A 13403-nucleotide genomic window follows, 5' to 3' on the forward strand; every position below is an offset into this window, starting at 1 on the left:
AGGCCGCCAGCTAACGTGAGCGGGGTGACACGGGTGTGCGTAGTGGGCAGCGTGAACGTCGACCAGTTCTTTCGCGTCACCGCTCTGCCACACGCCGGCGAGACGGTCCTGGGGTCGGCAGTCGTCAGCGCCCCAGGCGGCAAGGGCGGCAACCAGGCGGTGGCAGCGGCCCGCGCCGGCGCCCGTGTGCAGTTCGTCGGGGCGGTCGGCACCGACGCGGCGGGCGCCGAGTTGCGAACCCACCTGAGTGCCAACGGCGTCGGGCTCGACGGCCTCGAAGAACTGCCGGTCGCCAGCGGCCGCGCGGTGATCGTGGTCGACGACCACGGCGAGAACATGATCGTGGTGGCGCCCGGCGCCAACGGGCATCTGACGCTGGCCTCTGCCCCCGCCCGTGCGGTCATCGCCGAGTGCGAGGTGCTGCTCGTCCAGTTGGAGGTCCCGATCGCGACCGCCGTGGCGGCCGCGCGCGAAGCGCGATCGGTCGGAGCCACCGTGATCGTCAACGCCTCCCCCGTCAGCACCGACCCCGGCCTGAGTGACCTGGCCGACGTCACCGACGTCGTGATCGTCAACGAAACCGAGGAGCCGCATTGGGCTTGGCCCACAAGACATCTGGTGATCACCCGCGGCGGTCGTGGGGCGATCTACCGCACGGTCGACGGGGATGTCGAGGTGCCCAGCCCCGAGGTCGAGGCGATCGACACCACCGGCGCAGGTGATGTCTTCGCCGGCGTGCTCGCCGCGGATTGGTCGGCAGGCCACGAACGTGCACTTCGCCGAGCCTGCGCGGCGGGCGCCCTGGCGACGCTGGTTCCCGGCGCCGGAGATTGCGCACCGACCGCCGAGGCAATAGACGACGTCCTCACCCAGTACTGAACGCCCTACGGTTGTGGCGATAGTGTGCGGCGATGACGCACAGTGACGCTCCGCGGCCGCCCGAGGGTGACTGGCTGGGCACCCCGTTCCTGAAATTCACCCGCGAGGGCGGGTTCGGGGTGTGCACCCTGGACCGGCCGGAGGCACGCAACGCGATGACGCCGGCGATGTACTTCGGCATCAAGTACGCGGTCAATCACGTCGGGTCGGATCCCGATCTGGCCGGCCTGCTCATCACCGGAACCGGCGACGTTTTCGCGCCGGGCGGCGATATGGGCGGCGGCGGTGCGGACAACTGGCTGACCTTCGGTGCGGCGCTGGGCATGGACGCGCTGCCGTTCGACACGCTGCGGCAATCCGCCAAGCCGGTGGTGGCCGCCGTCAACGGGCTGTGCCAGGGCGGCGGACTGCAGATCGCGCTGTGCGCCGACATGGCGGTGGTCAGCGACCGCGCGACGTTCCGCGTTCCTGAGCTCTACCGCGGCATCGCCGACACCTACTACAGCCAGATGCTGGCGCGGCTCATCGGCCCGGTCCGCACGCGCGATCTGATGTTCACCGGCCGCACGCTGAACGCCGAGGAAGCTCGGGACTGGGGCATGGTCGCGCGAGTGGTTCCGCACGACGAACTGGCCGAGACCTCCCGCGAGATCCTCGCGCAATGCTGTCGCACCGCACCCGTCGCGCGGTCGGTGGTGAAGTCCAGCCTCGACAACTACCTGGGCCTCTACGACCGGATCGGCATGCAACGCAGCCTTGGCTCGCCGGAGTCCATCGAGGGCTTCATGGCCTTCAAGGAACGGCGCTCGCCGGACTGGGTGCACCCGGACCTGCGCATTGACGGCAGGCTGTAGGCAGGAAAGTTCAGGCTGTTCTGAATACAGCTGTGGCTGTACTGTCGGATCATGCAGACCGTCACCCACAGCGACGCACTCGCTCGATTCGGCTGTGCCCTGTCCGATCCGACCCGCGCCGAGATCCTGCTGCTGCTGCGCGAGGGGCCCGGCTACCCGTCGGATCTGGCCGACAAGATCGGGGTTTCGCGCCAGATCCTGTCCAATCACCTGGCCTGCCTGCGCGGCTGCGGCCTGGTGGTCGCCGAACCGGAAGGCCGGCGCAGCCGGTATGAGCTGGCCGACGCCCGGATCGCCAAGGCCATCGACGACCTGCTCGGGTTGGTCCTGACCGTCGACCCGGCGTGCTGCCCGGCCGCAGCCACCGACGACTGCTGCTGATGAGCACCGTCTCGACCCCGGCCCGCCGCGCCCAACTCACACGGCGGATCCGCCTGCTGGTGGCCGCCACCATCGCCTACAACGTCATCGAGGCGGCGGTGGCACTCACCGAAGGTGCACGGGTGTCGTCGGCAGCGCTGATCGGATTCGGGCTGGACTCGCTGATCGAGGTGTCCTCGGCGGCGGCGATCGCCTGGCAGTTCGCCGCGAAGGACCCGGAGACGCGCGAGAGAACCGCGCTGCGGATCGTCGCCTTCTCCTTCTTCGCGCTGGCGATCTACGTGGCCATCGACTCGGTCCTCGCGCTCATCGGACTGCAGGAGCCTGGCCATTCACCGATCGGCATCGGGTTGGCCGCGATCAGCCTGGTCATCATGCCGGTGCTGTCACTGGCCCAGCGCCGCGCCGGTCGCGAACTTGGCTCGCTGTCGGCGGTGGCCGACTCCAAGCAGACCCTGCTCTGCACCTACCTGTCGGCAGTACTGCTGGCCGGCCTGTTGCTCAACGCCTACGCCGGCTGGTGGTGGGCCGACCCGATCGCCGCCATGGTGATCGCCGGGGTGGCGGCGCGAGAAGGGCTCGAAGCGTGGCGCGGCGACGCCTGCTGCGCACCAACGACTGTGGACGACTGCTGCTCAGGTGAGCAGTCCTGATCAGTTTTCGGGTATCTCCCGCTCGATCTCGGCCAGCCAGATCCGCGCCGACATGTCCGACGGCGCCCGCCAGTCGCCCCGCGGCGACAACGAGCCGCCGTGAGACACCTTGGGCCCGTTCGGCAGCGCGGAACGCTTGAACTGGCTGAACGAGTAGTACCGAGAAGCAAAGACCTGCAGCCAGTGCCGGATCTCCTTGAGCGAGTATGCCGGTCGCTTGCCCTCCGGAAATCCCGGTGGCCAGTTGCCGCTGTCGGGATCACTCCAGGCGTGCCAGGCCAGAAACGCGATCTTGGACGGCCGGAAGCCGTACCGGAGTACCTGGTACAGCGAGAAGTCCTGCAGCGCGTACGGACCCACCTTGGCTTCGCTGCTCTGGATCTCCTCGTCCTCACCAGTCGGTACCAGCTCGGGGGTGATTTCGGTGTCCAGCACCGACTGCAGGATTTCGCCGACCTCGTCCTCGAACTGCGCTGACGAGATCACCCATCGGATCAGGTGCTGGATAAGGGTTTTCGGCACTCCGCCGTTGACGTTGTAGTGGGACATCTGATCGCCGACGCCGTAGGTCGACCAGCCCAGACCGAGCTCGGACAAGTCGCCGGTGCCCAGCACGATGCCACCGCGCTGATTGGCGAGCCGGAACAGGTAGTCGGTGCGCAGACCGGCCTGCACGTTCTCGAAGGTGACGTCGTAGACCGGCTCACCGCGGCCGAACGGGTGGTCGATCTCGGTCAGCATCAGCGTGGCGGTGTCGCGGATATCGAGCTCGGCGAACGTGACACCGAGGGCGCGCGAGAGTCTGATCGCGTTGTTCTTGGTGTGCTCGCCGGTCGCGAAGCCGGGCAGGGTGAACGCCAGAATGTCGCTGCGGGGCCGGCCTTCCCGGTCCATCGCGTGGGCGGCCACGATCAGCGCATGCGTCGAGTCGAGCCCGCCGGACACTCCGATCACAAGCTTGGGGTAATTCAGCGCGCGCAGCCGCTGAACGAGCCCGGCGCACTGAATGTTGTATCCCTCGTAGCAATCCTGTTCCAGGCGGAACGGATCGCTTGGCACGAAGGGAAAGCGTTCGACCGCCCGCAGCAAGCCGATGTCGCCGCTGGGCGGGTCGAGCCGGAAACCGATGCGCCGGAACGACTTCAACCGGTCTTGGTGGTGACGCCGATTGTCGTCGAAGGTACCCATCCGGAGTCGCTCGGAGCGCAGCAGATCCAGATCGACGTCGGCGACCGAGCGGCGCTCCCCCTTCGGGAACCGCTCGGATTCGGCCAGCAGACGGCCGTTTTCGTAAATCATCGTCTGCCCGTCCCAGGCCAGGTCGGTGCTGGACTCACCTTCACCGGCGGCGGCGTAGACGTAGGCCGCCAGACAGCGCGCCGACGCCGAACGGGCCAGCAGCTTGCGGTCGTCGGCCCGACCGATGGTGATCGGGCTGCCGGAGAGGTTGGCCAGCACCGTCGCACCCGCCAGCGCGGCCTCCGCGCTCGGCGGTATCGGCACCCACATGTCTTCGCAGATTTCGACGTGCAGCACCAGGCCCGACACGTCGTCGGCCGCGAACAACAGGTCCGGGCCGAACGGTACGTCGGCGCCTCCGATACGGATGGTGCCAGCCACGTCGTCGCCGGCGGCGACCTGGCGGCGTTCGTAGAACTCTCGATACGTCGGCAGATAGGACTTCGGGGCCACCCCCAGCACGGCGCCCCGGTGGATCACCACCGCGGTGTTGTAGATGCGGTGCAGGTAGCGCAGCGGCGCGCCCACCACCAGCACGGGGAACAGGTCGGCCGATGCGGCGACGACGTCCAGCAGGGCGTCCTCGACGGCGTCGAGCAGCGAGTCCTGCAGCAGGATGTCCTCGATGGAGTAACCCGACAGGGTGAGCTCGGGGAACACCGCCACCGCGACGCTGTCGTCGTGGCAAGCCCGGGCAATCCCCAGCACCGACTCGGCGTTGGCGGCGGGGTCCGCGAGCACCGTTCGGTGCGTGCAGGCGGCCAGCCGCACGAAGCCGTGCCGGTAGGCGGAGTAGAAATCCATGGCTCCATTGTCGCCCGTGGCCCCCGGGGTAGAAGCGATAACCCGCGCTTCGGGCGCTGACGGGCAGACCACCGCCATGAAGTGACCTGGGTCACATCAGTTGGGGCCAGTGGTCCGCGTTACCACCATGGTTGTCGCGCAAGGCTTTTGCGTGGTCAGTGGGCGGGTTTCGAGTATGGCTCTACGCGTTCACATCGATAGCCGCGGTCGTAGTTTTCTGGCATGAGGCCGCATTTCGCGGTCAACCAGATCGGGGGATCGAAAATGTTGTCAGTAGACGCACCTGTCCAGCAGCCGTCATCGACCGAGACTTCGCGGGTGGTCGACACCCGGCCGACCGTGCTGATCACCGAGCAGGAAGTGAAGCTCTTGACCGCCGCCGCCGTCGGGACGGCGCCGGCCAAGCGCGGCCTGTTCTCGCGGTGGATTGCGGCCAGTCGAGCGGCACGCGCGACTCGGCCAGCCCGGCCCAGCCGGCGGCCGTGCACCGCCCATTACGAATTCCTGGAGAACGCCGCGATGGCCCGCGCCATGGAACGCCTGTGACCTCTGCGACGGAAGTAACAGGAGCGCACACCCGTGCGATTACTCAGGCAGTAATTCCAAACGGGTCGGAGGAAGCGTGCGACGTCGATGGAAGGCCGCCCTCGGCGCCCTGATCCTGGTTGTCGCGGCCATGCTCGGGGAACTCGTTCCCGCTGCCGCTCAAGCCGACCCGGCACCTGTGCCGGCACCCGTGGCCAAGGACTTCTCGAACCCGGCGATCGTGATCCTGGGATACGGCCTGCTGCCCGACGGCTCAATGCGGATGATCTTGCGCCGACGGGTACTGACCGGACTGGCCGTCGCCTCGATGTATCCGCACTCACCGATCATCGTCACCGGTGGCAACCCGAAGAACGGCGTAACCGAAGCTGCGCAGATGCGCCGGATGCTGATGATGCTCGGCGTTCCCGACAGCCGGATCGTCGTGGAAGACAAGGCCAATAGCACCGTGCAGAACGCCCAGTTCTCGGTGCCGCTGGCCAAGCAGGCCGGCACCTCGGGCATCATCCTGGTGACCTCGACGACCCACCAGGATCGCGCCGACGGCAATTTCGTCGATGCCGGCGCCAATCTCCTGGCCACCGTGAGCTATCCGGATGGGAATCCGACGGTCAACGTGACCCAGTTCGCGCACGACGTGCTGAGCCCGTTCACCAACTTCGGCTGACCACCTACCCTGGAAAGCGTGGAAAGCCCCGAACTCGTCGCGCTGTTGGCGGGGCGTCGCGTCGCGGTGCTGACCGGAGCCGGGATCTCCACCGACTCCGGCATTCCCGACTACCGCGGCCCGGACTCTCCCCCGGCGAACCCGATGACAATCCGCCAGTTCACCTCGAGCCGCGCGTTCCGGCAGCGCTATTGGGCCCGCAACCACCTGGGCTGGCGGCACATGGCCCAGACCCTGCCCAATGCCGGGCATCGGGCGCTGGCACACCTGGAGCGAGCCGGCGTGGTCAGCGGTGTCATCACCCAGAACGTGGATCTGTTGCACACCAAGGCCGGCAGCCAAAACGTCATCAATCTGCACGGCACCTACGCGCAGGTGGTGTGCCTGGGCTGCGGGTACACCATGTCGCGCGCCGCGCTGGCCGATGAACTCGAGGCGGCCAACCCCGGATTCGCCGAGCGCGCCGAACAACTCGGCGGCATCGCCGTCGCGCCCGACGCCGACGCCGTGGTCACCGACACCGAGTCGTTTCGCTTCATCGACTGCCCGTCGTGCGCAGGGATGCTCAAACCCGACATCGTCTACTTCGGCGAGAGTGTGCGCAAAGAGATTGTTGCGCAATGTTATTCGCTGATCGAAGCGTCAGATGCCCTGTTGGTGGCCGGATCCTCGTTGACGGTGTTCTCCGGGTACCGGTTCGTGCGACAGGCCGCCGCGCTGGGCATACCGATCGCGATCGTGAACCGCGGCGCGACCCGCGGAGACGACCTCGCGACGGTCACGGTGGACAGCGGCTGTTCGCCGATGCTGGCGCTGCTGGCCGACGAGCTGCAGAATCAGCGAGCGCGCTAGACGGCCACCAGATCGTCGGCGTGCACCGCGGGACGGCGCATTTCGGCGGGCAGGTCCGACGTCGACCGGCCGATCATGGTCGTGAGCTCGCCGGCGTCGTAGGCCACCACGCCCCGGGCCACCATTTCCCCGTCCAGGTCGCGCAGCTCGACGACGTCGCCGCCGAAGAACCGGCCGGTCACCTCGGTGATTCCGGCCGCCAGCAATGAGCGCCGCTGCTTGACCACCGCGCGCACCGCGCCGGCGTCCAATGTCAGCGCACCGGCGGACTCCGCCGCGTAGCGAACCCAGAACCGTCGAGCCGACATTCGGTCGGGCCGCGGCGCGAAAACCGTGCCCACCGACGCATCGGTCAGCGCGGCGCCGGCATCGGCCGCCGCAGCCAGCAGCACCGGGACCCCGGCGTCGGCGGCCAGCAGCGCCGAGGACAACTTGGACCGCATCCCACCGGTGCCCAGCCGGCTACCGTCCCCTGCCACCACGCCGTCGAGATCGTCCGGCCCGGCGACCTCCGGGATGAACCGCGCTGGATTGTCTTGGGACGCCTTACGAGGGTCTCCCTCGTAGAGGCCGTCGATATCGGACAGCAGAATCAGCGCATCCGCACCGACCAGGTGGGCCACCAGCGCCGAGAGCCGGTCGTTGTCGCCGAAGCGGATCTCGTTGGTGGCCACCGTGTCGTTCTCGTTGACGATCGCCACCGCATGCAGGGCCCGCAGCCGGCTCAGCGTGCGCTGGGCGTTGGTGTGCTGCACGCGCATCGAAATGTCGTGCGCGGTCAGCAGAACCTGACCGACCGTGCGGTCGTAGCGGGCGAAGGCCGCACTCCACGCGTTGACCAGCGCCACTTGACCGACACTGGCGGCGGCCTGCTTGGTCGCCAGATCGGTGGGGCGCCGGTTCAGGCCAAGCGGCTCGATACCGGCCGCGATCGCACCCGAGGACACGATGACGACGTCAGAACCCGCCGCCATCCGCGCCTCGATCGCGTCGACGAGCTGGGCCAGCCGGCCGGCGTCGAACAACCCCGACTTCGTGGTCAGTGCGGTGGTGCCGATCTTGACGACGACACTGCGCGCGGCCCGAACGGCGTCGCGGTACTGACTCACCCGCCGTCCTCATGCTCGCGGCGCTGGCGACGGGCCTCCTTGCGCTCGTCGGCACCGATTCGGTCGGTTTGCTCCAGCCGGATATCGGTACCACGACCGGTCTGGATGACGTCGACACCGGCCAGGGTCTGCGGCTCCCAGTCGAACGTCATATCGCCGATGGTGACCGCGCAGCCGGATTTGGCGCCCTGCCTCCGCAATTCGTCCTCGACGCCGAGCCGGGCCAGCCGGTCGCCGAGGTAGCCGACGGCTTCGTCGTTGACGAAGTCGGTCTGGGAGATCCAGCGTTCCGGCCGCACACCGCGCACGATGAAGCCGCCGGGGTTCGCAGGGTCGGGCTCGACGGTGAAACCGGTCCGGTCGACCGGAACCGGCCGGATCACCGGGCGGCGCGGCACCACCTCGGGCAGGGCGGCCTGGTAGGCCGCCACCATGTCCCACAGCGCAAACGTCAGCTCCCGCAAGCCTTCCCGACTCACGGTGGACACCTCGAACACCGGCCAGCCGCGTGCCTCGACGTCGGCGCGCACGAAATCGGCCAACTCCCTCGCCTCGGGGATGTCGATCTTGTTGAGCACGACCGCCCGCGGGCGGTCAGCCAGATCACCCAGTGTCGAATCGCCCTGCAGCGTGGGTCGATACGCGGCCAGCTCGGCCTCTAACGCATCGATATCGGAGACCGGGTCGCGGCCGGGTTCCAGGGTGGCGCAGTCGACAACGTGAACCAAGAGCGCACAGCGTTCGATGTGGCGCAGGAAATCCAGGCCGAGCCCACGGCCCTCCGACGCGCCCGGAATCAAGCCGGGGACGTCGGCGACGGTGAAGGTGTGATCGCCCGCCGACACGACGCCGAGATTGGGCACCAACGTGGTGAACGGATAGTCCGCGATCTTGGGCTTGGCCGCTGAGATCGTCGACACCAGTGAGGATTTACCGGCCGACGGAAAGCCGATCAGCCCGACGTCGGCGACGGTCTTGAGCTCCAGGGTGAGCTCGCGTTCCTCACCCTTCTCACCGAGCAGCGCGAAACCCGGGGCCTTGCGCGCCCGGGAGGCCAGCGCGGCATTGCCCAGCCCACCGCGGCCGCCCTCGGCGGCCACGAAGCGGGTGCCCGCACCGACCAGATCGGCCAGCAGGCGGCCGTCGGCGTCGAGCACGAAGGTGCCGTCGGGCACCCTCACCTCGAGATCGGACCCTTTGGCGCCCTCGCGGTTATTGCCCATCCCCTGCTTGCCCGACGGGGCATCGACATGTGGGTGGAAGTGGAAGTCGAGCAGGGTGTGCACCTGCGGATCGACGACGAGCACGACGCTGCCGCCGTTACCGCCGTTACCGCCGTCGGGTCCGCCGAGTGGTTTGAACTTCTCGCGGTGTACCGACGCACAGCCGTGCCCACCAGTGCCCGCGCGGGCATGAATGACGGCGCGGTCGACGAAACGGGGCATCGGAGAGTCCTTTCAACCACGAGTGTGAACCTGTTGCGAGATATCGGCCTCAACCTCGCAGTGGTTTCACACTCGCGAGTGAGACCTACTCCGGTCGCGCGACGCGAACGATGTTGACGGTCTTGCGGCCGCGCTTGACGCCGAACTCGACGGCGCCGGGCGCCGTGGCGAACAAGGTGTCGTCACCACCACGACCGACGTTCACGCCGGGGTGGAAGTGGGTGCCGCGCTGGCGGACGATGATCTCGCCCGCCTTGACGACCTGGCCGCCGAACCGCTTGACGCCGAGGCGCTGGGCGTTGGAATCGCGACCGTTGCGTGAGCTGGAAGCGCCCTTCTTATGTGCCATGTCAGTTCGCTCCCTCGACTACTTGATTCCGGTGACCTTGAGCACCGTCAACGGCTGACGGTGACCCTGCCGCTTGTGGTAGCCGGTCTTGTTCTTGAACTTGTGGATCTTGATCTTCGGGCCCTTGATGTGCTCGAGCACCTCACCGGTGACGGCAACCTTCTCCAAGGCCTTCGCCTCGCTGGTGACCTTGGCGCCGTCGACCACCAGGGCCACGGGCAGGGAGACGGAGCCGCCGGCCTCGACCTCGAGCTTCTCGACCTTGAGTATGTCTCCAACGGCGACCTTGTACTGCTTGCCGCCGGTCTTGACGATTGCGTACGTCGCCATCGTTTCCTCTGCCTTGCTCTGCGGGCGCGCGCTAACCGAAGCTGCGTGCGCGGGTCTGGGGGTGCGGGATCTTAAGCCCGCTGCCACCGGCGTCGGACGCCTGGCGACAACTGCTCAAGGTTACGTGACCAGCACCGGGAGGGTCAAACCGCCACCCTATGAGACCGGTGGTCCGGCCGGACGTGCTGCCGCCCGGCGTCGTTGCCGACCGGCCGACACCACCGGCGCCGGAGCCACGACTGGCTGGTCGGCGTCATATTCGTCCGATTCGTCATCGTCCTCGTCGTCGAGATCGTCCTCGTCGTCGTCATCCTCGTCGTCGTCGTCGACATCAAGGTTGACCTCGTCGAGGTCCTCGTCGTCTTCGTCCAGGTCGACATCGATCTCGTCGTCCTCGTCGTCGTCGTCATCGTCGTCGTCGTCGGACTCGTCGTCCTCGTCGTCGTCGATGTCATCCTCGACGGCGATTTCCTCGGCGACCAGCTCGGCGATGGCCCGATCTTCTTCGCCGTCCTCGGCTTCGGTCTCGCGCTCGATCTCGTCGGCCAGCTCTTCGTCGGCCTCGTCGTCCTCGTGCTTGCCGTTGGCCGCCGCCATCGCCTTGAACATCGGATGCTCACTGCTGTGCTGAGGCACCTTCGCCACGGGCGCCTCAACCTCTTCGCCGCGGCCGCGTTTGCCACGCTTGCCGCGCCGTCCACCGCCGCCGGCCGCGCCGCCGCCAGTGCCCGAGTCGGACTTACGCCCGGTGCCCTGCGCGGTATCGACCGGATCGGCGTGCAGCACAATGCCCCGGCCGCTGCAGTGAGTACAGGTGGTCGAGAACGCCTCCACCAGCCCGGTGCCCAGCTTCTTACGTGTGAGCTGCACCAGGCCGAGCGATGTCACCTCGGACACCTGATGGCGGGTGCGGTCACGCCCCAACGCCTCGGTCAACCGACGCAACACCAGGTCGCGGTTGGACTCCAGCACCATGTCGATGAAGTCGACGACGATGATCCCGCCGATATCGCGCAGCCGCAGCTGTCGCACGACCTCCTCGGCCGCCTCGAGGTTGTTCTTGGTGACGGTCTGCTCGAGGTTGCCGCCCGCGCCGGTGAACTTTCCGGTGTTGACGTCGACGACCGTCATCGCCTCGGTGCGGTCGATCACCAGGGTGCCGCCCGAGGGCAGCCACACCTTGCGATCCAGCGCCTTGGCCAACTGCTCATCGATGCGGTGCACCGCGAACACGTCCGGGGCGTCCGGGCCACCCGGCGGGTCGTATTTAGTCAGCTTCGAAATAAGGTCGGGCGCAACGGCATTGACGTAATCGTGGATGGTTTCCCAGGCACTGTCGCCGGAAACAATCAGCCCGGAGAAGTCTTCGTTGAACAAGTCGCGGATCACCTTGACCAGCACGTCGGGCTCTTCGTAGAGCGCGACGGCAGCGCCAGCGGCCTTGCCTTTGGTCTTTGCGGCCTGCTCGGCGATCGTGGTCCAGCGTTCCTGCAGGCGGGTGACGTCGCCGCGGATGTCTTCTTCCTTCACGCCTTCCGAGGCGGTCCGGATGATCACACCGGCGTCGTCGGGCACCACGTCGCGCAGGATTTCCTTGAGCCGCTGCCGTTCGGTGTCGGGCAGCTTGCGGCTGATCCCGGTCGACGACGCGCCCGGCACGTAGACCAAGTAGCGCCCGGCCAGCGACACCTGGGTAGTCAGTCGCGCACCCTTATGGCCGACGGGGTCCTTGCTGACCTGCACGATGACGGGATCGCCGGGCTTGAGCGCCTGCTCGATCTTGCGCTGCGCGCCACCAAGGCCCGCGGCTTCCCAGTTCACCTCGCCGGCGTAGAGCACGCCGTTGCGGCCACGGCCGATATCGACGAACGCGGCCTCCATCGACGGCAGCACGTTCTGCACGATGCCGAGGTAGATGTTGCCGACCAGTGATGCCGACGCCGCCGAGGTCACGAAGTGCTCGACGACGACCCCGTCTTCCATGACGGCGATCTGGGTGTAGCGGGCGCCCTCGTGCGGGGGTTCGGTGCGGATCTTGTCGCGCACCACCATGACGCGTTCGACGGCTTCGCGGCGAGCCAGGAATTCGGCCTCGGACAGGATCGGCGGGCGCCGGCGGCCGGCATCGCGGCCGTCGCGGCGGCGCTGACGCTTGGCCTCCAGTCGAGTGGACCCGCTGATGCCCTGAATCTCGTCGGGATCGCGGCCCTTGGCCGACTTCTCCCTGGGCGCCCGCTCGTGGACCACCGTGTTGGGCGGGTCGTCGGACGATGCGTCGGCGTCGTCGCCGCCCCCGCCACCACCGGACTTGCGGCGGCGGCGCCTACGGCGGCGCCGGGTCGCGGCCTCACCGCTGCCCGACTCGTCGTCGCTGTCGTCGTCGCTCTCGGAATCCTCGCCTGCCTCGGCGTTCTCGTCGGCGCCTTCGGGCCGCTCGGAATCGTCCTCGCCGTCCGGGCCACCTTGCTCGCCACGGCCACGGCCACGGCCACGACGGCCACGACGACGCCGCCGGTTGGCGGGGCGTTCGGACTGGTCGTCGTCGGTTTCGGCGGTGGACTCGTCGTCCCCGTCGTCCTCGTCCTCGTCCTCGTCGTCGTCCTCGTCATCACGGGCGGCGCGGGTGGCACGGCGTTCGGTCTCGACCGGCTGGGGGGCGACGAACAGCGGCATGTACGCCGCCGACTCGACCGGGGCAGTCTCCAGGATCAGCCGCGACTCGGGCTCCTCGGAAGCTTCAGCGGCCTCGGGGGCTTCGACGGTCTCGGCTGCGGGCGCCGGGAGCTCCTGCGCCGCAGCGGGCTCGTCAGCTGTGTCTTGGGGGCCTGCCGCCAGGACGTCGCGGACGCGCACCGCGTCGGAGCGATCCACGCTGGACTGCGGGCTTCGCGCGCGGCCGTCGAGCTCGCTCAGGGCGGCGAGCACGCGCCGGCTGGTGGTGCCAAGCACCCGCGCCAGCGAGTGCACCCTCAAGCGTTCAGGCAGGTCTTCGCCCGCGGCAACAGCCGGGGGTCCCCACTCAATCTGGGGTTCGTCTGCGGGTAGTTCCTGATAGAGGTCATCGTTGGCCACGTATTCTCCTCAAGCCCCCGGGCGCGTCACAATCGACGCGGCCACGCGAGGGCTTCCGCTATTTGTCCGGGTTAGTTCGCCCGGACTTGTTTATGGTCTCGCTCCGAACTGTTCATGGGAACGCGCTCGGTGCCTGGCTGAATGATGGCTGTGACGGTCGGCGCCTCACCCATTGGTGCGGTGGTCGCGCACAACGTAAGTCTTCATCCGGATGGGCCTTGCG

13 protein-coding genes are annotated in these 13403 nt (G+C 67.9%); 7 read left to right on the plus strand and 6 right to left on the minus strand.

The annotated features are described in order from the left end of the window. The first annotated feature begins 24 nt into the window (after positions 1 to 24). The 4 genes from SLQ31_RS27935 to SLQ31_RS27950 are packed head-to-tail and all read left to right on the plus strand — an operon-like array spanning position 25 to position 2767. Positions 25 to 879 carry a ribokinase gene (locus tag SLQ31_RS27935; protein ID WP_319437491.1) on the plus strand — a complete coding sequence of 285 codons (855 nt, stop codon included), beginning with the start codon at positions 25 to 27 and terminating at the stop codon, positions 877 to 879. A 32-nt stretch (positions 880 to 911) separates the two neighbouring features. Continuing rightward, positions 912 to 1733 carry an enoyl-CoA hydratase/isomerase family protein gene (locus SLQ31_RS27940; protein ID WP_319437434.1) on the plus strand — a complete coding sequence of 274 codons (822 nt, stop codon included), beginning with the start codon at positions 912 to 914 and terminating at the stop codon, positions 1731 to 1733. Positions 1734 to 1784: 51 nt separating this feature from the next. Continuing rightward, a complete protein-coding gene (locus SLQ31_RS27945) occupies positions 1785 to 2114 on the plus strand; it encodes a metalloregulator ArsR/SmtB family transcription factor (RefSeq protein WP_319437435.1) in 330 nt (109 codons plus the stop codon). Further along, positions 2114 to 2767, plus strand: coding sequence for a cation transporter (locus tag SLQ31_RS27950; RefSeq protein WP_319437436.1), 654 nt, complete (start codon positions 2114 to 2116; stop codon positions 2765 to 2767). Before SLQ31_RS27945 ends, SLQ31_RS27950 begins: the two co-directional genes overlap by 1 nt. Here the strand turns inward: SLQ31_RS27950 and SLQ31_RS27955 are convergent, their stop codons facing one another. Then, complete coding sequence (locus tag SLQ31_RS27955; RefSeq protein WP_319437437.1) at positions 2768 to 4810, minus strand: NAD(+) synthase; 2043 nt, start codon at positions 4808 to 4810, stop codon at positions 2768 to 2770. Positions 4811 to 5032: 222 nt separating this feature from the next. Between SLQ31_RS27955 and SLQ31_RS27960 the strand changes: the two genes are divergently transcribed. The 3 genes from SLQ31_RS27960 (at position 5033) to SLQ31_RS27970 (ending at position 6875) form a co-directional block, all read left to right on the plus strand. Further along, positions 5033 to 5356: a hypothetical protein gene (locus SLQ31_RS27960; protein ID WP_319437438.1), complete on the plus strand. Its 324-nt coding sequence runs from the start codon at positions 5033 to 5035 to the stop codon at positions 5354 to 5356. Positions 5357 to 5432: 76 nt separating this feature from the next. Continuing rightward, positions 5433 to 6023, plus strand: coding sequence for a YdcF family protein (locus SLQ31_RS27965; protein WP_319437439.1), 591 nt, complete (start codon positions 5433 to 5435; stop codon positions 6021 to 6023). Positions 6024 to 6041: 18 nt separating this feature from the next. Continuing rightward, the gene (locus SLQ31_RS27970; RefSeq protein WP_319437440.1) at positions 6042 to 6875 is read left to right on the plus strand and encodes an NAD-dependent protein deacetylase; all 834 of its coding nucleotides are present in this window, start codon (positions 6042 to 6044) and stop codon (positions 6873 to 6875) included. On the opposite strand, the gene proB is transcribed toward SLQ31_RS27970, so the two are convergent. From proB to SLQ31_RS27995, 5 genes are all read right to left on the minus strand, one after another. Beyond that, complete coding sequence (proB, locus tag SLQ31_RS27975) at positions 6872 to 7984, minus strand: glutamate 5-kinase (protein ID WP_319437441.1); 1113 nt, start codon at positions 7982 to 7984, stop codon at positions 6872 to 6874. The genes SLQ31_RS27970 and proB overlap by 4 nt on opposite strands. Next, on the minus strand, positions 7981 to 9429 hold the full coding sequence (gene obgE, locus SLQ31_RS27980) for a GTPase ObgE (RefSeq protein ID WP_319437442.1): 1449 nt from the start codon (positions 9427 to 9429) through the stop codon (positions 7981 to 7983). The genes proB and obgE overlap by 4 nt, the downstream gene beginning before the upstream one ends. 85 nt (positions 9430 to 9514) lie before the next feature. After that, the gene (gene rpmA, locus SLQ31_RS27985) at positions 9515 to 9778 is read right to left on the minus strand and encodes a 50S ribosomal protein L27 (protein WP_319437443.1); all 264 of its coding nucleotides are present in this window, start codon (positions 9776 to 9778) and stop codon (positions 9515 to 9517) included. 18 nt (positions 9779 to 9796) lie between these two features. After that, on the minus strand, positions 9797 to 10108 hold the full coding sequence (gene rplU, locus SLQ31_RS27990; RefSeq protein ID WP_319437444.1) for a 50S ribosomal protein L21: 312 nt from the start codon (positions 10106 to 10108) through the stop codon (positions 9797 to 9799). Positions 10109 to 10264: 156 nt separating this feature from the next. Continuing rightward, positions 10265 to 13180 (minus strand): Rne/Rng family ribonuclease, encoded by a 2916-nt coding sequence (locus tag SLQ31_RS27995; protein WP_413643190.1) that lies wholly within the window; start codon positions 13178 to 13180, stop codon positions 10265 to 10267. Between the last annotated feature and the right edge of the window lie 223 nt (positions 13181 to 13403).

The sequence above is a fragment of the Mycobacterium sp. RTGN5 genome, from assembly GCF_033804465.1.
Classification (GTDB): domain Bacteria; phylum Actinomycetota; class Actinomycetes; order Mycobacteriales; family Mycobacteriaceae; genus Mycobacterium.